The 21,543-nt window shown below is 70.3% G+C and carries 21 protein-coding genes; 14 read left to right on the top strand and 7 right to left on the bottom strand.

Features of this window, described 5'->3' with window-relative positions; all coding sequences use genetic code 11:
• Positions 1–3 precede the first annotated feature (3 nt).
• From RCO38_RS22220 to RCO38_RS22210, 3 genes are read right to left on the bottom strand one after another with little or no spacing between them, the layout of a single operon-like run.
• Entirely contained in the window at positions 4–1,296 is a 1,293-nt protein-coding gene (locus RCO38_RS22220; protein ID WP_308330652.1) for an NnrS family protein, read from the bottom strand.
• Positions 1,293–3,740: an adenosylcobalamin-dependent ribonucleoside-diphosphate reductase gene (locus tag RCO38_RS22215; RefSeq protein WP_308330651.1), complete on the bottom strand. Its 2,448-nt coding sequence runs from the start codon at positions 3,738–3,740 to the stop codon at positions 1,293–1,295. The genes RCO38_RS22220 and RCO38_RS22215 overlap by 4 nt, the downstream gene beginning before the upstream one ends.
• Positions 3,737–4,933: an NAD(P)H-dependent flavin oxidoreductase gene (locus RCO38_RS22210; RefSeq protein WP_308330856.1), complete on the bottom strand. Its 1,197-nt coding sequence runs from the start codon at positions 4,931–4,933 to the stop codon at positions 3,737–3,739. The genes RCO38_RS22215 and RCO38_RS22210 overlap by 4 nt, the downstream gene beginning before the upstream one ends.
• Before the next feature lie 358 nt (positions 4,934–5,291).
• Between RCO38_RS22210 and ubiU the strand changes: the two genes are divergently transcribed.
• Genes ubiU through RCO38_RS22170 form a run of 8 tightly spaced genes read left to right on the top strand, consistent with a single transcriptional unit; the run spans position 5,292 to position 12,356 of the window.
• Positions 5,292–6,290 carry a ubiquinone anaerobic biosynthesis protein UbiU gene (ubiU, locus tag RCO38_RS22205; RefSeq protein WP_308330650.1) on the top strand — a complete coding sequence of 333 codons (999 nt, stop codon included), beginning with the start codon at positions 5,292–5,294 and terminating at the stop codon, positions 6,288–6,290.
• A 2-nt stretch (positions 6,291–6,292) separates the two neighbouring features.
• Positions 6,293–7,216 (top strand): ubiquinone anaerobic biosynthesis protein UbiV, encoded by a 924-nt coding sequence (gene ubiV / locus RCO38_RS22200; RefSeq protein ID WP_308330649.1) that lies wholly within the window; start codon positions 6,293–6,295, stop codon positions 7,214–7,216.
• On the top strand, positions 7,213–7,731 hold the full coding sequence (ubiT, locus tag RCO38_RS22195; RefSeq protein WP_308330648.1) for a ubiquinone anaerobic biosynthesis accessory factor UbiT: 519 nt from the start codon (positions 7,213–7,215) through the stop codon (positions 7,729–7,731). Before ubiV ends, ubiT begins: the two co-directional genes overlap by 4 nt.
• Positions 7,718–8,119: a putative zinc-binding protein gene (locus RCO38_RS22190; protein ID WP_308330647.1), complete on the top strand. Its 402-nt coding sequence runs from the start codon at positions 7,718–7,720 to the stop codon at positions 8,117–8,119. Before ubiT ends, RCO38_RS22190 begins: the two co-directional genes overlap by 14 nt.
• Positions 8,109–8,699, top strand: coding sequence for a UbiX family flavin prenyltransferase (locus RCO38_RS22185; protein ID WP_308330646.1), 591 nt, complete (start codon positions 8,109–8,111; stop codon positions 8,697–8,699). The genes RCO38_RS22190 and RCO38_RS22185 overlap by 11 nt, the downstream gene beginning before the upstream one ends.
• Positions 8,696–10,180 carry a 4-hydroxy-3-polyprenylbenzoate decarboxylase gene (ubiD, locus tag RCO38_RS22180; protein WP_308330645.1) on the top strand — a complete coding sequence of 495 codons (1,485 nt, stop codon included), beginning with the start codon at positions 8,696–8,698 and terminating at the stop codon, positions 10,178–10,180. Before RCO38_RS22185 ends, ubiD begins: the two co-directional genes overlap by 4 nt.
• Positions 10,181–10,216: 36 nt before the next feature.
• Complete coding sequence (locus RCO38_RS22175) at positions 10,217–11,020, top strand: type IV pili methyl-accepting chemotaxis transducer N-terminal domain-containing protein (protein WP_308330644.1); 804 nt, start codon at positions 10,217–10,219, stop codon at positions 11,018–11,020.
• 49 nt (positions 11,021–11,069) lie between these two features.
• On the top strand, positions 11,070–12,356 hold the full coding sequence (locus tag RCO38_RS22170; protein ID WP_308330643.1) for an acyl-CoA dehydrogenase family protein: 1,287 nt from the start codon (positions 11,070–11,072) through the stop codon (positions 12,354–12,356).
• On the opposite strand, the gene RCO38_RS22165 is transcribed toward RCO38_RS22170, so the two are convergent.
• On the bottom strand, positions 12,344–13,105 hold the full coding sequence (locus tag RCO38_RS22165; RefSeq protein ID WP_308330642.1) for a hypothetical protein: 762 nt from the start codon (positions 13,103–13,105) through the stop codon (positions 12,344–12,346). The genes RCO38_RS22170 and RCO38_RS22165 overlap by 13 nt on opposite strands.
• Positions 13,106–13,235: 130 nt before the next feature.
• Between RCO38_RS22165 and RCO38_RS22160 the strand changes: the two genes are divergently transcribed.
• Positions 13,236–14,129 (top strand): AraC family transcriptional regulator, encoded by an 894-nt coding sequence (locus RCO38_RS22160; RefSeq protein WP_308330641.1) that lies wholly within the window; start codon positions 13,236–13,238, stop codon positions 14,127–14,129.
• Here RCO38_RS22160 and RCO38_RS22155 read toward each other — a convergent pair.
• Positions 14,083–15,126 (bottom strand): LLM class flavin-dependent oxidoreductase, encoded by a 1,044-nt coding sequence (locus RCO38_RS22155; protein WP_308330640.1) that lies wholly within the window; start codon positions 15,124–15,126, stop codon positions 14,083–14,085. The two genes, RCO38_RS22160 and RCO38_RS22155, sit on opposite strands and share 47 nt — an antisense overlap.
• Positions 15,127–15,267: 141 nt before the next feature.
• Here RCO38_RS22155 and RCO38_RS22150 point away from each other — a divergent pair, with 141 nt between their 5' ends.
• From RCO38_RS22150 to RCO38_RS22140, 3 genes are read left to right on the top strand one after another with little or no spacing between them, the layout of a single operon-like run.
• A complete protein-coding gene (locus RCO38_RS22150) occupies positions 15,268–16,371 on the top strand; it encodes an alkene reductase (protein ID WP_308330637.1) in 1,104 nt (367 codons plus the stop codon).
• 35 nt (positions 16,372–16,406) lie between these two features.
• On the top strand, positions 16,407–16,817 hold the full coding sequence (locus tag RCO38_RS22145; RefSeq protein ID WP_308330635.1) for a SirB2 family protein: 411 nt from the start codon (positions 16,407–16,409) through the stop codon (positions 16,815–16,817).
• Complete coding sequence (locus RCO38_RS22140; protein ID WP_308330634.1) at positions 16,814–17,224, top strand: YbaN family protein; 411 nt, start codon at positions 16,814–16,816, stop codon at positions 17,222–17,224. The genes RCO38_RS22145 and RCO38_RS22140 overlap by 4 nt, the downstream gene beginning before the upstream one ends.
• A 6-nt stretch (positions 17,225–17,230) precedes the next feature.
• Here the strand turns inward: RCO38_RS22140 and RCO38_RS22135 are convergent, their stop codons facing one another.
• The gene (locus tag RCO38_RS22135) at positions 17,231–18,160 is read right to left on the bottom strand and encodes a LysR family transcriptional regulator (protein ID WP_308330633.1); all 930 of its coding nucleotides are present in this window, start codon (positions 18,158–18,160) and stop codon (positions 17,231–17,233) included.
• 126 nt (positions 18,161–18,286) lie between these two features.
• On the opposite strand from RCO38_RS22135, the gene RCO38_RS22130 reads away from it, so the two are divergent.
• Both RCO38_RS22130 and RCO38_RS22125 read left to right on the top strand, forming a co-directional pair.
• The gene (locus tag RCO38_RS22130; protein WP_308330632.1) at positions 18,287–19,243 is read left to right on the top strand and encodes a Bug family tripartite tricarboxylate transporter substrate binding protein; all 957 of its coding nucleotides are present in this window, start codon (positions 18,287–18,289) and stop codon (positions 19,241–19,243) included.
• Between the two features lie 34 nt (positions 19,244–19,277).
• Positions 19,278–21,314: a 4-oxalomesaconate tautomerase gene (locus tag RCO38_RS22125; RefSeq protein WP_308330631.1), complete on the top strand. Its 2,037-nt coding sequence runs from the start codon at positions 19,278–19,280 to the stop codon at positions 21,312–21,314.
• Positions 21,315–21,324: 10 nt separating this feature from the next.
• Here the strand turns inward: RCO38_RS22125 and pgk are convergent.
• Positions 21,325–21,543, bottom strand: a 219-nt coding sequence (gene pgk / locus RCO38_RS22120; protein ID WP_308330630.1) for a phosphoglycerate kinase, incomplete at its 5' end; no start/stop codon positions are given.

Here is a 21,543-nt window from a genome sequence, read left to right as displayed (position 1 = left end):
GGCTCACCCCGGCCGGCCGTCGGCACGCGGCCGGCCGAACCAGTTCGCCAGCCGCCCGCCCCAGACCAGCACCACGCCCGCCCAGGTCAGCGCGGCCGCGGCCAGCCAGAGGCCACTGGCGCCCGGCAGCGTGCCCGCGATGCGCAGCAGCACCGCCACCTGCAGCACCCAGAACAGGGTCCACACCGTGGCGTCCGCCACCAGCGCACGGCCGCTGTGGCCGCAGGCCACGCGCGTGACCATGGCCAGCAGGATGGAGCCGAGGAAACCCATGGTCAGCGCATGCAGCGCGCCCAGGCCCAGCGTCGGCACACCGCCGGCGGCCAGCAGCCACTGCGACAGGCCGGAGAGCAGCAGCGCCAGTCCGAACCAGACGAAGCCCACATGCAGCATGGCCAGCAGGCGGAACTTCAGGCTCTGCACCAGGCCCCAGACCCAGGCCAGCCAGACCAGCACGCCGCCGATGCCCAGTTCCAGCGCGCCGCGCAGCAGGCGCCACGCCGTGCCCTCGCCCCAGCCGGCGAGCATCAGCCACACCGACACGATCTCCAGCACGATGGCCGCGAGCATCAGCCACAGCACCCAGAACGGGCGCCAGACCTCGATCATCGGCAGCACGCCGGAAGTGAAGAAGGGAATCATGCGGTGGGCCACGGCCACGTAGGTGGCGACGATGAAGCCCCACAGCGCGGTGTGCACCAGGGCCAGGGCCACCGACCACTCACCGAGCAGCAGCGCAGCGCCCATGCCCGCGGCGCACAGCGCGCCCAGTGCGCCACCCACGGCCACCACGGTGGCGTGCACCCGGTCGGGCACGCGGCTGGCGCGCCACAGGCGCCAGAACATCCCGTTCTGCATCGCAAGGCCGGCCGCCGCGATGAAGGCGCCGGCCACCGCCAGGTCCTGGTGCAGGTGCGCGCCCGCCAGCCACAACAGCCAGCCGCCCACCTGCAGGGCCAGCGCGGGCGTGATGGCGCGGACGTCCGGCGCGTCCACCCCCAGCCACTTGGGACCGGCGGTGAACAGGAAGCCGGCGAAGAACAGCGGCATGAAGCCCAAGGTCATGACCGCGGCGTGGGTCAGCGTCGGAGAGACCGCGTAGGACAGGCCGAACACACCGCTCACGCGGTCGACCAGCACCGCCGCCCACCAGGCGGCCGAGGCCACCAGCAGCAGCACCCCCGAAAAAAAGGCCAGCCGGTGTGGCGCGCGCCACAGGCTGGCCCATTGCCAGGGCGCGGAGACCGGCGACCCGTTGGGGCGCACCGGCGACACCCGCGGCCCGGCGGCGCTCATCCGCAGGAGCCCAGGTGCCCGCAGGAGGTGCAGTAGTCGCAGCCGTCCTTGCGGATCATGGCGTGCGCGCCGCACTCGGGGCACTTCTTGCCGGCCATGACACCGGAGGACATGCCCACCAGCTCCGGCGCGGCCGGGGCGTGGGGCGTGGCGACCGCGGCGGTGTCGGTCTGCTGGTTGCGGCGGGCGATGATGTTCTGCAGCGCGAACGCGATGGCGGCCACCTCGGAGTCGTGCCACATCGGCACGTGGGTGCCGTCGGCCTTTTCGTAGGTGCCCAGGCGCACCGGGCCGCGGTCCCAGGCGACCTTGCGCATGTCGGACAGCGCACGGCCCAGGAAGCCGCCGCGCGCGGCCAGCGAGAGCATGCGCATGGTGGAGGTAATCCACTGCTGCGACTCACCGTTCTGGCCCACCGGCATGAAGAACTCGATGGCGCGTTCGACCGTGCCCTTGCCGTCGGCGGCAGGCACCGGCAGGAAGGAGACCACGATGTACAGCGTCTTGTGGCCTTCCTGCGTCCAGTACTCGATCTTGTCGGCCACGGCCGACAGCGCGCCCTTGGGACGGCTCTCGATCACGGTGCGCATCGGGTCAACCGGCGCCGCCACGGGCGCGGGCGCCGGCTTGGCCTCGACGACGGGCGCGCCGGTGTCGAGCACCGATCCCAGGATGTTGTTGGGCCGGTAGGTGGCCATGCCCTTGAGGCTGGCGCGCCAGGCCTGGAGGTACAGGTTCTTGAAGTCTTCGTAGGGGTAGTCGCCCGGCACGTTGACCGTCTTGGAGATGGCGGTGTCCACGAAAGGCTGCACCGCTTCCATCATGGCGATGTGCTCGCCGGCCGTCATGGCCAGCGCGTTGACGAAGTACTCCGGCAGATGGTCCACGTCACCGCCGAGCTCGCGGTAGAGGCGCCAGGCGTGATCTTCCACCGCGTACTCGCGGGTGGAGCCGTCGTGCTCGCGCTTCTTGCGGCGGTACATCCAGGAAAAGGGCGGCTCGATGCCGTTGGAGGCGTTGTCGGCGAAGGCCAGGCTCACGGTGCCGGTGGGGGCGATCGAGAGCAGGTGGCTGTTGCGGATGCCGTGTTTGCGGATGGCCTGGCGGATGGGTTCGGGCAGGCGGCTGGCGAAGGTGCCGCGCTCCAGGTACCCGTTGGCGTCGAACTTGGGGAAGGCGCCCTTTTCCTTGGCCAGCTCGATCGAGGCGCGGTAGGCCGCGTCGCGCATGCGCTCGGCGATCTGGGCGGCGACCTTGCGGCCGTCCTCGCGGTCGTAGCGCACGCACAGCATGGCCAGGGTGTTGCCCATGCCGGTGAAACCGACACCGATGCGGCGCTTGTCCTGCGCTTCCTTGCGCTGCTGCTCCAGCGGCCAGAAGGTCACGTCCAGCACGTTGTCCAGCGCGCGCACCTGGGTCGCCACGGCCTGCTCGAAGGCGCCGAAGTCGAACGCCGGCACGCCGCCGAAACCGAAGGCGTTGCGCACGAAGTTCGTGAGGATGATCGGGCCGAGGTCGCAGCAGCCGTAGGACGGCAGCGGCTGCTCGCCGCAGGGGTTGGTGGCGGCGATGCCCTCGCAGTAGCGCAGGTTGTTGTCCTGGTTGATCTTGTCCAGGAACAGGATGCCCGGCTCGGCGAAGTCGTAGGCCGACTTCATGATGGTGTCCCACAGCTCGCGCGCGGACACGCTCTGGTAGACCCAGAGGCCGTCGGCGCGCTGGTAGGCGCCCTTGTCCATCACCTTGCTGCCGGGCTTCGATTTGTGCACCAGCTCCCAGGGCTGGTCACCGGCCACGGCCTCCATGAAGGCGTCGCTCACGCCCACGGAGACGTTGAAGTTGTTCCAGCGGCCGGGTGTGCGCTTGGCGGTGATGAAGTCCAGCACGTCCGGATGGTCGATGCGCAGCACGCCCATCTGGGCGCCACGGCGCGCACCGGCGCTCTCGACCGTCGAGCACGACTGGTCGAACACGTTGATGTAACTGCAGGGGCCCGAGGCCATCGAGTGCGTGCCCTTGACCTCGGCGCCGCGCGGGCGGATGCGCGAGAAGTCGTAGCCCACACCGCCGCCGCGGCGCATGGTTTCGGCGGCCTCGCGCAGGGCTTCGTAAATGCCGGGGAAGCCTTCGTCGTCGAAACCCTGGATGCAGTCGCCCACGGGCTGCACGAAGCAGTTGATCAGGGTCGCCTGGATGTCGGTGCCGGCGGCGCTCATGATGCGGCCGGCGCCGATGGCGCCCGCGTACAGGTTGTCGAGGAATTTGGCTTCCCACTCGGCGCGGATCGGCTCTTTTTCCACCGAGGCCAGGGCGCGGGCCACGCGGCGGTAGAGGTCGTCGAGGCCGGTCTCCCCGGGCTTCAGGTATTTTTCTTCCAGCACGTCGAGGCTGATCGGCTGGGGTTCCCGGAGATTCTGGGCTCCGGGTTGGGGGTCACGCTTCATGCAAGGGCTCCGGTTTTGAAGGCGTCGGATGGTACAGGCTCTGCCGGCCGGTTGCCGGCCACCATCCAGGACATCAGATCATGGACCGAACGGATGTCCTTGCCAAACGGAAGACTACCCGCACCGCGGAAGAACAGCCCCCTCTGCTGATCCCCTTCCCAGGCGTGGGCCAGCTGCTGGTCGATGCAGAACTGGCCCATGTCCGACTTGCCATCCCGCAATCCGCAATGGGCCAGGCAGTCGAAGGCCATGTTGCAGCGGTCCTTCACATGCGCCACGGCCTTGAGCTTGGGCTCCACGCGCAGGTATTTGTTCAGCCAATGTGTGCGCACACCTCGCGCAGGGAGCCCGGCCACGCTGATGAACTCCACCACATCTTCCGGCGTGGCGTTGGCCAGCACCTGCTTGAAAGCGGGGTCGGCATCGCACTCCAGCGTCACCGCGAAGGCCGTGCCCATCTGCACCGCGCTGGCGCCCAGGCCCTGCAGGCGAATGATGTCGTCGCGGCTTGAAATGCCGCCGGCGGCGATCAATGGAATCTTTCCTTCGAGCCCGGCCGATTTGAAAAATTCCAGCGACTGGGGGATCACGTTCTCGAAATTGAAACGCGGATCCTGCAGGTCGGCGACCTTGGCGGCGCCCAGGTGCCCGCCGGCCAGCCGGGGGTGCTCGATCACGATGGCGTCGGGCAGGCGGCCCTTTTTCTCCCATTTCTTGACGATCAGCTGCACACCGCGCGCGTCCGACAGGATGGGGATCAGCGCCGTGTCCGGGTGGTCCTTGGCCAGTTCCGGCAGGTCCAGCGGCAGGCCGGCGCCCACCACCACCGCGTCGGCGCCGCTTTCCAGCGACTGGCGTACATAGATCTCGTAGGCCGACAGGGCTTTCATGATGTTCACCGCCACCATGCCGCGCCCGCCCGAGATCAGGCGCGCGCGCTGGATCTCGCGGTCCAGCGCGACCAGGTTGGCCGCGTTGATGCGCTCGCGCGCGTCGGGTTCCTTGCCGCTCTCCAGGTGGCTGGTCTGGGCCATCAGGTCGGGGTGCAGGCGGCGCAGGTCGACCGAGGACACCGTGCCCACACCGCCCAGCGCGGCCACGGCGCCGGCCAGGCCTCCGGCCGACACGCCCACGCCCATGCCGCCTTGCACGACCGGCAGCAGCTCGCGGCCCTTGAGCCGCCAGGGGTGCATGCCGTTGTCGCCCGCCTGGCGCAGCAGCACCCGCGCGCGTTCGGCGGTTTCGCCGTCTCCAGGCGCCACCGCCCCCATCACATCTCGTGCATTCATCGTCTGATTTCCCATTGGGCGGCGCAAAAAAACCGCTGGAGGAGCCTACCGGCGACGGCGTCGCGCCGCCTTGTTCTGGGTCAAGAATTCCTGCGACGACCTGGGGAAAAACCCAGTCACTCACAGGGTGATCCGGGGCCTTCGGATTGCGCCAGATCAAGCCATGACGCCCTTGACGCGGGTCAAGCGCCGGCTGTCGGGCCGGGGCTATGGTCGCGCCTTTCTTTTCCGCCGCCCGCCGGCACCAACCCGTTTACCGCCCATGGATCTCGTCTGCCCCGCCGGCAGTCTGCCCGCCCTCAAGGCCGCCATCGACCACGGCGCCAGCTGCGTCTACCTCGGCCTGCGCGACGCCACCAACGCGCGCAACTTTGCCGGCCTGAACTTCGACGACGCGGGCATTGCCAGCGGCATCGCCTACGCCCACGCCCGCGGCCGCCAGGTGTTCATGGCCATCAACACCTACCCGCAGGCCGGCCAGCCGCAGCGCTGGCAGCAGGCGCTGGACAAGGCTGTCACGCTGGGGGTGGACGCCGTCATCCTGGCCGACCCCGGCCTCATGGCCTACGCGGTGCAGCGCCACCCACGGCTGCGGCTGCACCTGTCGGTGCAGGGCTCGGCCACCAACCACGAGGCCATCAACTTCTACCACCGCCAGTTCGGCATCTCGCGCGCCGTGTTGCCGCGCGTGCTCTCGCTTGAACAGGTGCGGCTGCTGGTGCAGAAGACGCCGGTGGAGATCGAGGTGTTCGGCTTCGGCAGCCTCTGCGTGATGGTCGAAGGCCGCTGCGCGCTCTCGTCCTATGTGACCGGCGAATCGCCCAACACGCACGGCGTGTGTTCGCCGGCCAAGGCGGTGCGCTGGCAGGAAACCCCGAAGGGGCTGGAGTCGCGCCTGAACGGCGTGCTGATCGACCGCTATGCGCCGGGCGAGAGCGCCGGCTACCCGACGCTGTGCAAGGGCCGCTTCGACGTGGAGGACGACCACAGCTACTACGCGATCGAGGAGCCCACCAGCCTGAACACCCTGTCGCTGCTGCCGCAGCTGGCGCAGATGGGTGTGCGCGCCATCAAGATCGAAGGGCGCCAGCGCAGCCCGGCCTATGTGGCGCAGGTCACCAAGGTCTGGCGCGAGGCCATCGACAGCTGCGCGGCCCAGCCCCAGCACTACACGCCCAAGGGCGCATGGATGAACGCCCTGGATCAGGTCGCCGAAGGCCAGCAACACACGCTGGGCGCCTACCACCGCCCCTGGAAATGACCATGAAACTTTCTCTGGGTCCGCTGCAGTACTACTGGCCACGCAGCACGGTGTTCGATTTCTACGAGGCCATGGCCGCGACGGCGGTGGACATCGTCTACCTCGGCGAGGTCACCTGCTCGCGCCGGCACGAGCTGCGGCTCTCGGACTGGCTGGACGTGGCGCGGCTGCTGCAGGACGCCGGCAAGACCGCCGTGCTGTCCACCCTGGTGCTGCTGGAGTCAGGCTCGGACGCGGGCGCGATGCAGAAGATCGCCGCGAACGGGGACTTCCCAGTCGAGGCCAACGACATGGGCGCGGTCGGCGCACTCGCGGGGCGCAAGCCCTTCGTCGCCGGGCCGCACCTGAACCTCTACAACACGCCCGCGCTGCACTGGATGGCCGGGCAGGGCGCGACGCGCTGGGTCGCGCCGCTGGAAATGAAGCGCGACGACCTGGACCTGCTGCAGCGCGAGCGCCCCGCCGGCCTGCAGACCGAGGTGTTCGTGCACGGCCGGCTGCCGCTGGCGTTTTCGGCGCGCTGCTTCACCGCACGCCACCGCAACCTGCCCAAGGACGACTGTCGCTTCAGCTGCCTCGACCACCCCGACGGCCTGATGCTGCAGACGCGCGAGCAGGCCGACTTCCTGGTGCTCAACGGCATCCAGACCCAGTCGGCCCGGGTGCACAGCCTGATCGACGCCTGGGACGATCTCACCGCGCTCGGCGTGGATGTGGCGCGCATCAGCCCGCAGGCACAGCACACGGCCGACGTCGTGGCGCTGTACGACGCGCTGCGCCGCGGCGCTCTCACAACGGCCGCCGCGCGCGAGGCCCTGCGGCCGCTGCTGCCCGCATCGGGCGACGGCCAGGCCGACTGCAACGGCTACTGGCACGGCCGCCCGGGTCTCGAACGCGTCGACGCCCCCACCGGAGTGACCCTATGAACCACCCCACAACGAACACGACCGGGGGCGAGCGCCGCTTCACCGTGCCGCCCCCGCTGGCCCGCCTGCTCACGCAGCTGCCGCCCTACCCCGGCTCGCTGCTGCTGGTCACCGGCCTGAACCTGGTGCTGGCGCGCCAGCTGCCGGCCGACGTGGGCGCGCACCTGAACGGCCGGCGCATCCGCATCCAGGTGCGCGACGCCGGCCTGCGTTTTGACTTCCGCTGGCAGGACGGCCAGTTCCGCGCCTGCCCGCCGCAGCAGGCCACCGACCTGACGCTCAGCGCGAACGCGCACGACTTTCTGCGCCTGGCCCGGCGACTGGACGACCCCGACACCCTGTTCTTCAACCGCCGCCTGTCCATGGAAGGCGACACCGAGCTGGGTCTGGTGGTGAAGAACGCGCTCGATGCGCTGGAGCTGCCGGTGTTCGACCCGGCGCAGTGGGCCCCCTCGGCCGTCTTCGCGCGGCTGCAGCGCCTGCGCCCCTTCGGCCCGCCCCATGGACCGCGCTGAGCGCCGCGCGCTGCCCCTCGTCTACGCCTGCTCGGGCTGCTCCAGCGCGGCCCAGCTGGCCAACCACGTCGCCGTGCGGCTGGACCGCATGGGCGCCGCCGAGATGTCGTGCATCGCCGGCGTGGGCGGCGACGTGCCGCAGCTGCTCAAGCCCGCGCAATCGGGCCGTGCCATCGTGGTGCTCGACGGCTGCCCGCTCGAATGCGCGCGCCACTGCCTGCAGCGCCACGGCATCACCCCCACCCAGCACCACCAGCTCCAGCTCTACGGCGTGCGCAAGCGCCTGCACGAAGACTTCGACCCCGAGCAGGCCGAGGCCGTGCTGTTCCGCGTGCGCTGCGACCTGCAGAAGCTGCCCATCCTACCGGAGCCGACCGATGCGCCCTGAACCCCGCCGCCTGTTGGTGGCGATCACCGGCGCCAGCGGCGCGGTTTACGGCCTGCGCCTCTTGCAGGCGCTGTCCACCGTGCCGGCCGTCGAGACGCACGCGGTGGTCTCCGACGCCGGCTGGCAGACCCTGCGCCACGAACTGCACGCCGGCCCGCACACGCTGCGCCCGCTGGTGCACACGCTGCACGACGCAGCACACATCGGCGCCGGCCCGGCCAGCGGGTCGTTCCGCTGCAGCGCCATGGCGGTGGCGCCCTGTTCCATGCGCACGCTCGCGGCCATCGCGCACGGCCTCTCGGACAACCTCGTCACCCGCGCCGCCGACGTGATGCTCAAGGAACGCCGCCGCCTGGTGCTGATGGCGCGCGAGACACCGCTGCACCTGGTCCATCTACGCAACATGACCGCCGTCACCGAGATGGGCGCCATCGTCTGCCCGCCGGTGCCGGCCTTCTACCTGCGGCCGCAGTCGGTCGACGACATCGTCAACGCCAGCGTGGCGCGCGTGCTCGACCTGCTCGATGTGCCGCACGCGCTGAGCGAACGCTGGCAGGGGCTGGAGACCGCGCCCGCATGACTTACAAGGACCTGCGCGACTTCATCGCACAACTGGAAGCCGCGGGCGAGTTGAAGCGCGTGCGCGAACCGGTCTCGCCGCATCTGGAGATGACCGCGCTGTGCGACCGCGTGCTGCGCGCGGGCGGCCCGGCGCTGCTGTTTGAACACCCCGCCGGCCACACCATGCCGGTGCTGGCCAACCTGTTCGGCACCACCGCGCGGGTGGCGCGCGCCATGGGCGTGGCCGACGTGGGCGAACTGCGCCGCTTCGGCGAAGTGCTGGCGCGACTGAAGGAGCCCGAGGCGCCGCGCGGCCTGCGCGAGATGGCCGGCCTGGGCGACCTGGTGAAGTCGCTCTGGCACATGAGCCCGCGCGAAGTGCGGCATGCGCCCTGCCAGGCCCAGGTCGTCGAGGGCGAAGACGTGGACCTGGCGCAGTTGCCGATCCAGCACTGCTGGCCCGGCGACGTGGCGCCGCTGATCACCTGGGGCCTGGTCATCACGCAGGGGCCGCACAAGCCGCGGCAGAACCTGGGCATCTACCGCCAGCAGCTGCTCTCGCGCAACCAGCTCATCATGCGCTGGCTGGCGCACCGCGGCGGCGCGCAGGACTTTCGCGAACACGGCCGCCTGTTGCCCGGCCAGCCCTACCCGGTGGCGGTTGCCATCGGCGCCGACCCGGCCACGATTCTGGGCGCCGTCACGCCGGTGCCGGACAGCCTGAGCGAGTACCAGTTCGCCGGCCTGCTGCGCGGCGCGCGCACCGAGGTGGCACCCGCCATCGGCGTGCCGCTGCGCGTGCCGGCCACCGCCGAGATCGTGCTCGAAGGCCACATCCACCCCGACCCGGCCCACCCCAGCGGGTACCAGCACGCGCTCGAAGGGCCGTACGGCGACCACACCGGCTACTACAACGAACGCGCCGAGTTCCCGGTGTTCACGGTCGAGCGCATCACGCGCCGGCGCGACGCCATCTACCACTCCACCTACACCGGCAAGCCGCCGGACGAACCGGCCGTGCTGGGCGTGGCGATGAACGAGCTGTTCATCCCGCTGTTGCAGCGCCAGTTCCCCGAAATCGTGGACTTTCACCTGCCGCCCGAAGCCTGCAGTTACCGCATGGCCGTGGTGAGCATCCGCAAGGCCTACGCCGGTCACGCGCGGCGCGTGATGATGGGCGTCTGGAGCCACCTGCGCCAGTTCATGTACACCAAGTTCATCGTCGTGGTGGACGAGGACATCGATGTGCGCGACTGGAAGGAGGTGGTCTGGGCCCTGAGCACGCGCATGGACCCGGCGCGCGACACGCTCACCATCGAACACACGCCCATCGACTACCTCGACTTCGCCTCGCCCGTCAGCGGCCTGGGCAGCAAGATGGGGCTGGACGCCACGAACAAATGGCCCGGCGAGACCAGCCGCGAATGGGGCCGCACCATGGCCATGGACCCCGACGTGAAGGTCCGCATGGACGCGCTGGCCGAAGGTCTGGGGCTCTGAGGTCTTCAGTTCATCTCCCAACCACCTGAACGATCCATGCAACGCCGTCATCTTCTGGCCCTGCTGGGCACTTCGCTGCTCGCCCGAACCGGCCACACCAGGACCACCCCTTCGAGCCCCGCGCTGCCGCTGGGCACCGCCATCAACCGCGCCGGCCGCCTGCGCGCCCTCTCGCAGCGCGTGGCCAAGCTGCACGTCCAGTCGGCCCTCGGCGTGCTGCCCGAGCGCGCCAGCGACCTGATGCGCCAGTGCCGCCAGCTGATCGAGGGCAGCATGGAAGAGCTGGGCCGCCAGCCGCTGAACGCCGACACCCAGCCGCTGATGCCGCGCCTGCAGGGCCACGTCGACCGGCTGCTGGTGATCACGGTGGGCGGCGGGGCAGCGTTCCGCACCGACGACGTGGTGCGCGCGGCCGACGACATGCTGCAGTCGGCCGACGCGCTCACCACCGCGTTCGAAAAACAGGCCCGGCAGAACGGTGCGCGTGTGGTCAACGTGGCCGGCCGCCAGCGCATGCTGTCCCAGCGCGCGGCCCGCGCCCATTTCCTTCAGGCCGCCGGCGGCACCGCGGCGGCCGGCCAGGCGCAGCAACTGGAGACGGCCCGGCGCGAGTTCGACGAAGGCCTGGGCTATCTGGCCAGTGCCCCGCTGTCCACACCGGCGATCCGCCAGCAGCTGGAACTGGCGCGCGGCCAGTGGCTGTTTTTCGACCAGGCCCTGCGACGGCCCGGGCAGGGCGACGCGCTGCAGACCGTGGCGACCACCAGCGAACGCATGTACGAGGTCATGGATCAGTTGACCGGTCTGTACGAGCAGGCGATCCAGGAGCTGTACCGCTGATGTCGCGCGTGCGCTGACAAGCGCGACGGCGCTGCCCAGAATCGGTCGCATGGAGTTCGAACACAGCCCCCGCGCCCAGGCGCTGTTGCGCCAGCTGGACACCTTTCTGCAAACCTATGTGCTGCCGCACAACGCGGCCTGGCACCAGGCGGTGCAGGACGGGCAGTACCCGCCGCCCTTCCTGGAAGACCTCAAGACGCTGGCGAAGGAAGAAGGGCTGTGGAACCTGTTCCTGCCCGGCCTGCGCGAGGACGAGCCGGGCACACGCCTGTCCAACCTGGACTACGCGCCGCTGGCCGAGTCCATGGGCCGGCTGAGCTGGGCGGCCGAGGTGTTCAACTGCAGCGCGCCCGACACCGGCAACATGGAGCTGCTGCACCGCTTCGCCACCCCGGCGCAGCGCGAGCGCTGGCTGCTGCCGCTGCTGCGGGGCGAGATCCGCTCGGCCTTTGCGATGTCCGAGCCCGACGTGGCCTCGTCGGACCCGACCAACCTGCAGACCACCGTGCGGCGCGAGGGCGATGCGCTGGTGCTCAGCGGCCGCAAGTGGTTCATTACCGGCGTGGCACATCCGCATTGCCGCGTGCTGATCGTGATGGCGCGCAACGACGGCGACGAAGGCGGCGACCCGCACCACCGGCACAGCATGGTGCTGGTGCCGATGGACACGCCGGGGCTGGAGGTGGTGCGCAACATCCCGGTGGTGCACCACCACGCGCCCGAAGGGCATTGCGAGATCGTGCTGCGCGGCGTGCGCGTGCCGGCCGACCATCTGCTCGGCGACTGGGGCCACGGCTTTGCGATGGCGCAGGCGCGACTGGGGCCGGGCCGGGTGCACCACTGCATGCGCACCATCGGCCAGTGCGAGCTGGCGCTGGCCCTGGCCACCGAACGCGCGCTGGAGCGCCGCAGCTTCGGCCACCACCTGGCGGACTACGCCAATGTGCAGGAGTGGATCGCGCACGCGCGCATCGAGATCGACCAGGCGCGTCTGCTGGTGCTGCGCTGCGCGTGGCTGCTGGACCACCCAGAGCAGGCCGAACCGGCCGCCGTGCGCGCGCAGGTTGCGGCCATCAAGGTGGTGGCCGCGGGCCTGCAGACCCGGGTGGTGGACCGCGCCATGCAGATCTTCGGCGCCATGGGCCTCTCGCCCGACACGCCGCTGGCTCAGTTCTGGACCTGGGGCCGCGCGCTGCACCTGCTCGACGGCCCGGACGAGGTGCACCTGCGCAGCGTGGCGCGGCACGAGTTCGCGCTGGCACGCGAGCGGCTGGGCTCACTGTCCGCCTACTTCACGACGCCGGAGCAGATGCGCACGCCGCCTCACCTGAACTGACCCGGCAGCGACAGGTCGCCCGAGGCCACCTTGAACACCTTCGCCACGCACAGCAGCGGCGCGTGCAGGCTGGCGTTCACGCGCAGCGCCGCGGTGACGCCGTCGAATTGGGCGGACGGCAGCGCCGGCACGTTGTCGAAGGGCACGCGCACGCTCACACGGCCGCGCTCGAACGAGGGGCTCCAGCCCGGGCTGTCGATCAGCAGCGGCAGACCGGGCCAGGTCCTGGGCAGGCGCGGCCGGCTGCCCTCGGGAATGTCGACCACCTTCAGCGCGCCTTTGCCGCAGGCTTCGTCCGGCTGCAGCACCACCCAGTGCGAGTGCCACACGCCGCCGTCGTTCTTGAGCTGGCCGTCGCCGTTCTCGTCGAACAGCGGCGTGTCGTCGAAGTCGGGGTGGGCCGTGACGGCGAAGGCCAGGATGCCGGCCTTGGGCTCGAAGCCCACCTCGGCCGGGTCCAGGCTGGTGGGCCAGACGTAGGAGAACACCCAGCTGCCGGCCAGCTGGCCGGATTTCGTGGGCCGCGTGCGCCCGGCCTTGCCCGAGACCTGCATCTCGAACACCAGGGCCCGGTCTTCGGTGTGGATGCGGGTGTGCACCACGTCGAAAGGCGCGTGCACCGCCCGGGCCGGCGCGGTGGCGATGCCGCCGGGGCCGTGGTCACCGTCGGCCAGGGCGGGGCCGGCGGCAGCGATGGCGGCGGCCAGCAGGGCGGCCTGGAGGGGGGTGGACAGACAGAACGAACGCATCGGAAACTCCTGGGTGGGGGGTGTAAAGCGGACCGCCCGGCGGCGATCCGTGGCACCCAGTGTCCGGCCGCGCCCTGTTCAGATGGGAACATTTCGTACAAAATTCATACCCTTTCGTACATCCCCCGGCATGACCACCCCACCCCCGTCCGTCGACCGACTGTCCGGCCTGCTGGAACGGTTTCCCGTGCGCGCCGAGCTGTCGTTCACCGGCACGCTCTGCGGCGTGCAGAGCTTCACGCCGCCGCCGGGCATGGGTTACCTCCACCTGCTGCGCCGGGGCACGCTCGATGTCACGCACCCGCCACGGGAGGCCGTGCCACTGCGCCTGCACCTGCGCGCACCCGCGCTGCTGTTCTACCCGCGCGCCATCACCCACCACTTCCACAACCCGCCCATCGAAGGCTCCGACTTCACCTGTGCGCAACTGTGGTTCGACGGCGGCCCGGCCCACCCACTGGTGCGCACCCTGCCGGGCGCCATCGCGCTGTCGCTGGACGAGGTCGAGGGGCTGGGTGCTTCGCTGGAGCTGCTGTTCGCCGAGACGGCCCGCGTGCGCTGTGGCCACCGGCTGCTGGCCGACCGGCTGTTCGAAGTGGTGCTGATCCAGACGCTGCGCTGGCTGCTGGACCACCCGCGCGAGGCCGGCGTGCCGCCCGGGCTGGTCACGGGCCTGTCCGAGCCCCGGCTGGCGCGCGCCATCGTGGCCATGCACGACGAGCCCGGCGAGCCCTGGAGCATCGAGCAGCTGGCCGCGGTGGCCGGCATGTCGCGCACCGGCTTCACCAGCCTGTTCCGGCAGCTGGTGGGCCAGACGCCGGCGGACTACCTGAGCGACTGGCGCATCGGGCTGGCGCAGACCGGTCTGGCGCGGGGCAGCTCGATCAAGCAGCTGGCGAGCGAGCTGGGCTACGCCAACCCCTCGGCCCTCAGCCGCGCCTTCGCCACCAAGGTCGGGCACTCGCCGCGCGAATGGCTCAGGGGAGCGTTGCCGCCGGCACCACCGGCGCCGCCGCTGCGCTGAGCCCCATCGCCTGCGCCGCGAGGTCCAGCGAGCGCAGCCGCAGCGCCGGGTCGAACACGTCGCTCACCAGCATGAACTCGTCGGCCTGGGTGGCGTCGGCCAGCTGCTGCAGACCGGCGCGCACCGTCTCCGGCCCGCCCACCACGGCGCAGGCCAGAAAATCGGCGATGGCCGCGCGCGCCTGCGCGTCCAGCCGGTCCATGAAGCCCTCGACCGGCGCCGGCAGCTGGCCGCGTTGGCCGGTCAGGATGCCCAGCACGCGCTGGTAGGTGCTGCTGGCGAGGTACTCGGCCTCGTCGTCGGTGGGCGCGGCGATCAGCGGCACGCCCACCACCGCATAGGGCTTGTCCAGCACCTTGGACGGCCTGAAGTTCTGGCGGTACAGCTGCAGCGCCTGCAGCAGGTAGCGCGGCGCGAAGTGCGAGGCAAAGGCGTAGGGGAGGCCGCGCTCGGCCGCGAGCTGGGCCGAGAACAGGCTGGAACCGAGCAGCCACACCGGCACCTTGGTGCCCGCGCCGGGCATGGCGATCAGGCGCTGGCCTGGCTGCGGGTCGTCCAGCAGGCGCTGCAGCTCGGCCACGTCGCGCGGGAAGTCCTCTTCGGTCTCCACGCGGTCGCGGCGCAGCGCGCGCATGGTCAGCGGGTCGGTGCCGGGCGCACGGCCCAGGCCCAGGTCGATGCGCCCGGGATGCAGCTCGGCCAGCGTGCCGAAGGCCTCGGCCACCACCAGTGGCGCGTGGTTGGGCAGCATCACGCCGCCCGAACCGACGCGGATGCGCTGCGTGCCACCCGCGATGTGGCCCACCAGCACGGCCGTGGCCGAACTGGCGATGCCGCTCATGTTGTGGTGCTCGGCCAGCCAGTAGCGGGTGAAGCCCAGGCGCTCGGCGTGCTGCGCGGTGCGCAGCGCGATGGCCAGCGCGTCGGCCACGGTGCCGCCGTCGCGCACGGCAACGAGGTCGAGCATGGACAGGCGGATGGAGGACAGGGATTTCATGCGCCCGATTGTGGTCCGTGGGGCATCCACGCGCTGCCGATCCAATCAAACCCTGACACCAAGCAAGCCCTGTCCGGAACGTGATGGCAAGGCCACGCCGGTCGGCGTAGGCTGTACCGACCGTTTCACTTCCAACCGACCATGACCACCCTCTTCGACCCCGTCACCGCCGGCGACCTGCACCTGGCCAACCGCATCGTCATGGCGCCGCTGACGCGCAACCGCGCGCCCGACGCCATTCCCACGCCGCTGATGGCCGAGTACTACGCGCAGCGCGCCAGCGCCGGCCTGCTGATCACCGAGGCCACCGCGATCTGCCACCAGGGCCAGGGCTACGCCGACGTGCCCGGCCTGTACGGCATCGAGCAGCTGGACGGCTGGAAGCGCGTGACCAAGGCGGTGCACGACCTCGGCGGCCAGATCGTCACCCAGCTCTGGCACGTGGGCCGCGTCTCGCATGTGGAGCTGCAGCCGCACTACCAGAAGCCGGTCGCGCCCTCGGCGATCCGCGCCCACACCAAGACCGTGCTGCTCAAGGACGGCGTGCCGACCTTCGTCGACACCTCCGAGCCGCGCGCGCTGGACGCCGAGGAGATTCCCGGCATCGTGCAGGCCTACCGGCATGCGGCCCAGAACGCCATCAGCGCCGGCTTCGACGGCGTCGAGATCCACGCAGCCAACGGCTACCTGATCGACCAGTTCCTCAAGACCGGCGCCAACCAGCGCACCGACGACTACGGCGGCGGCATCGCCAACCGCGCGCGCCTGCTGCTGGAAGTGGTGGCTGCGGTGACGGAGGCCGTCGGCGGTGGCCGCACCGGCATCCGCCTCTCGCCCGTGACGCCCGCCAACGACATCGTCGACGCCGACCCGCAGCCGCTGTTCGAGTATGTGGCGCGCAAGCTGGCGCCGCATGGGCTGGCCTATGTGCACGTGATCGAAGGCGCCACCGGTGGCCCGCGCGAACTGCCCGACCGGCCGTTCGACTACGCCGCGTTCAAGACCGCGTACCGGCACGCCGGTGGCCAGGGCGCCTGGATGGTCAACAACGGCTACGACCTCGAGCTGGCGCAGCAGGCCCTGGCCGATGGCGCCGACCTGGTGGCCTTCGGCAAGGCCTACATCGCCAACCCCGACCTGGTGGCCCGCCTGCGCCGCGGCGGCCCGTTCAACAAGCCGGACAAGATGACCTTCTACGGTGGTGGGGCCGAGGGCTACACGGACTACCCCTTTCTTGAAGACTGATCGTCCTCCGCGCGGCGACCTATGATGCGCGGACCATGCCCACACCCGAACTGGTCGCTGCGATCTACCCCTGGCTGCGGCCGCTGCACATCACCCTGGTGACGCTCAGCGTCGCGCTGTTCGCCGTGCGCGGTCTGGGCGTGCTGGCGGGGCAGGCCTGGCCCATGGCGGGCTGGGCGCGCGGCCTGGCGCCGGTCATCGATTCGCTGCTGCTGCTGGCCGGCGGCACGCTGTGGTGGCTGCTGCAACTCAACCCCACGCAGAACCACTGGCTGCTGGCCAAGCTGGTGCTGCTGATCGTCTACATCGTGCTCGGCACGCTGGCACTCAAGCGGGCACCCACGCGCGGAGCCAAGGCGCTCTGTTTTGTGGCCGCACTGGCCGTGGTCGGCTTCATGGTCAGCATCGCCGTGGCCCACCACCCGCTGGGCCTGTTCGCCCCATGAGCCGAGGCGACCAGGGCGCAGAGACGGTCCACCACTCGCGCCTGGTGCGTGGTCTGCTCTGGGTCGCCGGCTCGGTGTCGCTGGTGCTCGGGCTCATCGGTGTGGTGGTGCCGGGTCTGCCCACCACCCCCTTCATCCTGCTGGCCGCGGCCTGTTATGCCAAGGCCTCGCCACGCCTGCACGCCTGGCTGCTGAACCACCGCCTCACCGGCCCGATGCTGCGCGACTGGGAGGCGAACCGCAGCCTCACGCGGCGCACCAAGACCATCGCCGTGGTCTCGATGCTGGTGATGGTGAGCTTTTCGATCTGGAGCTTCCGCCACCGCTGGATCGCGCAGGTGGTGCTGGTGGTGCTGGGCGTGATCGGCGCGTGGGTGGTGCTGCGCATCCCGACGCGCAAGTCCTGAGACGGGTCAGGCCGCGGCCTTGCGCGCGCGCCGGCGCGGCTGGCCGGTCTGCATCTCGGCACAGAGGTTGTAGAACTCCTGCGCCGCCGGCGTGAGCACGGTCGAGCGGCGCTTGATCAGGCCCACCATGCGTTTGACCACCGGGTCCACCAGCGGCACGCTGGCCAGCAGCGGGTGGTCCTTGGCCGGCATGGCCATCGAAGGCACCACCGCCACACCCAGCCCCGCCTCCACCAGTCCGATCATGGTCGTGCCGTGCCGCGTTTCGTACAGGCTGTGCGGCTGCTCGGCCATGCCGGCCAGAGCCTGGTCCAGCAGCAGGCGGTTGCCCGAGACCTTGTCGGCGGCGATGTAGTCGTACTGCGCGAGTTCGGCCCAGCGCACCTGGCGCTTCTTCGCCAGCGGGTGGTCGCGCCGGCAGGCCGCCACGAACTGCTCCTCCACCAGCGGCTTGAACTCCACATCGCCCTCCTGCGAGCCGACGAAGTTCAGGCCGAAGTCGGCCTCGCCGCGCGCCACCGCCAGCAGCACCGTGTTGGCGCTCTCGTCGATGATCTTCACGCGCACCCGCGGGTAGCGCTCGTGGTAGCGCGCGATCACACTGGAGAGGAAGTAGTTCACCGCCGAGGGCACGGCCGCGATGGTGACCTCGCCCATGCGCGTGGCCGCCACGCCGCGGATGCCGAGCAGCGTGGTGTCCAGCGCGTCGAGGATCTGGCGCAGCTGGCGGTCGAAGTCGCGCCCGACCACCGTGAGGCTGACGCGCCGCGTGCTGCGCTCCAGCAGGCGCACGCCCAGCGCCTGCTCCAGCTTGTCGATGCGGCGGCTGAAGGCCGGCTGCGAGATGTGGACCGACTCGGCCGCTTTGCGGAAGTTGCCGAGCTCGGCCACCGCGCGGAAGGCCATGAGATCGTTGAGGTCGAAATGGGCGGACATGCGGTGCTGGACACGGTGTTTCTGATTGATGCACATTGTGGATCAATCGATCCCAACTATGCAATTCACAGACATCTTCCGGCATCGGATGATTCGCCCACTTTCCCAAACACCGGAGACAAACCGATGAAATCCACCCTCACCGCGATCGCACTCGCCCTCACCGCCCTCACCAGCGCGGCGCAAGGTTTCCCCAGCAAAAACGTCACCATCGTCGTGCCCACCGCGGCCGGTGGCGGCAACGACCTGATGGCCCGCACCATCGCGCAGAAGCTGGCGCCCATGCTCGGCCAGAGCGTGATCGTGGAGAACAAGGCCGGCGCCAACGGCGCCATCGCCAGCGAGTTCGTGGCCCGCGCCACGCCCGACGGCCACACGCTGATGCTGGGCTACATCGCCACCCACGCCATGAACCCCGCGCTGCAGAAACTGCGCTACGACCCGGTGACCGACTTCGAGCCGGTGGCTCTGGTGGGCTACTCTGGCACGCTGATGGTGGCCAACGCGGCCGTGGGCGTGAAGGACGTGAAGGACCTGGTGGCCCAGCTCAAGGCCAAGCCCGAGCGCTACGTCTATGCCACCGCGGGCAACGGCACCGCGCCGCACTTCGCGGGCGAGCTGTTCAAGATGAACGCGGGCGTGGAGATGATCGGCGTGCCCTACAAGGGTTCGTCGCCTGCGATCAACGACACCCTGGGCGGCCAGACGCAGTTCATGTTCCCCAGCCTGTTCACCGCGCTGCCGCACGTCAAGGGCGGCAAGCTCAAGGCGCTGGCCATCGCCGGACCCAAGCGCTCGCCCCTGCTGCCCGACGTGCCCACGATGAAGGAAGCCGGTGTGGACGGCGTCGAAGTGCAGCAGTGGTACGCGATCTTCGCGCCCGCCAAGACGCCGAAGGACGTGGTGGCCAAGCTCAACAAGTCCATCAACGAAGTGCTGGCCGACAAGGAAGTGATCAAGCGCATGGAAGACCATGGCGCGGATGTCGAGACCAGCACGCCCGAGCAGCTCGGCGGCCTGGTGAAGTCAGAGCTGGCCAAGTGGAAGAACGTGGTGGTCAAGGCCAAGATCACGGCGGATTGATCGTACCGACCGCCGGCCCCTCGGAGCAGCATCCATGTCCCTCTCCATTCCCTGCGTCCTGATGCGCGCCGGCACATCGCGCGGTCCGTTCTTCCTGCGCGACTGGCTGCCTGAAGGCGACGAGGCGCGCGACCAGGCGCTGATCGGCGCCATCGGCGCCTCCGACCCGCTGCAGCTGGACGGCCTGGGCGGCGGCAGCACGCTCAACAGCAAGGTCGCCATCGTCTCGCGCTCCACGGTGCCGGGCTGTGATCTGGACTACCTGTTCGCCCAGGTGGGCGTGGGCCACCGCTCGGTGGACACGCGGCCCAACTGCGGCAACATGCTCTCGGGCGTGGCACCGTTCGCCATCGAACAAGGGCTGATCGCCGCGCAGGACGGCAGCACCACGGTCCGCATCCACAACGTCAACACCGGCTCGCAGATCGAGGCCACGGTCTGCACGCCGGGCGGCAAAGTGAGCTACGACGGCGATGCGCGCATCGACGGCGTGGCCGGTACCTCGGCGCCCATCCTGCTGAACTTTCTCGATGCGTGGGGTGCGGTCACCGGCCAGGTGTTCCCGACCGGCCAGCGCATCGACCTGATCGACGGCCTGGAGGTGACCTGCATCGACGCGGCCATGCCGCTGATGGTGCTGCGCGCCATCGACCTCGGCCTCACCGGCCGCGAACGGCCGGCCGAGCTGGACGCCAACAAGCCGCTGCTGGCGCGCATCGAAGCCCTGCGGCTGGAAGCCGGCCGGCGCATGGGGCTGGGCGATGTCTCGAACAGCGTGGTGCCCAAGCCGGTGCTGGTGAGCGCGGGCGACACGCTGGACAGCATCACCTCGCGCTATTTCACGCCGCACAAATGCCACGCCTCGCACGCCGTCACCGGCGCCATCGGCGTGGCCACGGCCTTCGCCCTGCCGGGCACGGTGGCCAGCGGCCTCGCGCGCCGGGCCGGCCGCCATGCGCTGGTGGTGCTGCACCCGGCGGGACAGATCGACGTGGCCGTGGACATCGAAGGCGAAGGCGAGGCCATCGAGGTCAAGAGCGCCGCCCTGGTGCGCACCGCCCGCAAAATCATGCAGGGCATGCTGCACCTGCCAGGCTATGTGTTTCCGCCCGCGGCGCCGGTGCCGGGCAGCGCGGCGCCTTCGGCGTCCAGCACGGTGCGGAACTTTCCGCAGCACGAGCTGCACATCATCGTGCCAACCAGCGCGGGGGGCGGCAACGACACCATGGCGCGCACGCTCACGCGCAAGCTGGGGCCGCTGCTGGGCCAGCCGCTGGTGGTGGACAACCGCGCGGGCGCCAACGGCAGCATCGCCGCCGAATACGTGGCCGCGGCCGAACCCGACGGCCACACCCTGCTGTTCGGCTACATCGCCACGCACGGCATCAACCCGGCGCTGCAGAAGCTGCGCTACGACCCGGTGGCGGACTTTTCGCCGGTGGGCCTGATCGGCTATTCGCCCACGCTGCTGGTGGTGCCGGCGGCATTGCCGGTGGACGATGTGGCCTCGCTGGTGCGGCTGCTGCGCGACGCGCCGGCGCCCATGGCCTACGCCTCGGCCGGAGAAGGCACGGTGCCGCACCTGGCGGCCGAGCTGTTCCAGCTGCAGACCGGCACGCGCCTGACCCGCGCCGACTTCTCGGGCGCCGGACCGGCGATCGCGGATGTGGCCAATGGCCTGGTGCAGCTGATGTTCCCGAGCCTGTTCACGGCCCTGCCATATTTGCGCAGCAAGCGGCTGAAAGCCCTGGCGGTGGCGGGCACGGAGCGCCTGGCGGCCTGCCCCGATGTGCCGACGCTGTCGGAAGCGGGGGTGCCGGGTGTGGCGATGACGCAGTGGTACGCGCTGTTCGCGCCAGCCAAGACGCCGCACAGCGTCACGCGCCAGCTCAACACCGCGCTCAACACGGTGCTGCGCGACCCGGAGGTGGCGGCCCGCATGCAGGCCGAAGGTGCGCAGGTGCAGACCTCGACGCCGGGTGAGCTGCACGACCTGCTGCTCGCCGAGGGCGAGCGCTGGCAGGACGTGGTGCGTCAGACCGGCCTGCGGCTGAACATGGCCGGCGACTGAGCGCGGCCGGTCAGGCGGCGCGGCGCGCCAGCACCTCGAACGCCGGCAGCGTCTTGCCTTCCAGCACTTCGAGGAAAGCGCCGCCACCGGTGGAGATGTAGCCCACGTCCTTCTCGATGCCGTACTTGGCAATGGCGGCCAGCGTGTCGCCACCACCGGCGATGCTGAAGGCGCTGGACTCGGCGATGGCCTGCGCGATCACCCTGGTGCCGTTCTCGAACGCCGCGAA

This window comes from Hydrogenophaga pseudoflava (assembly GCF_031020795.1).
GTDB lineage: Bacteria > Pseudomonadota > Gammaproteobacteria > Burkholderiales > Burkholderiaceae_C > Hydrogenophaga > Hydrogenophaga pseudoflava_A.
The sequence above is the reverse complement of the archived record's forward strand: the minus strand, read 5'-3'. Positions and strand labels throughout refer to the sequence as shown.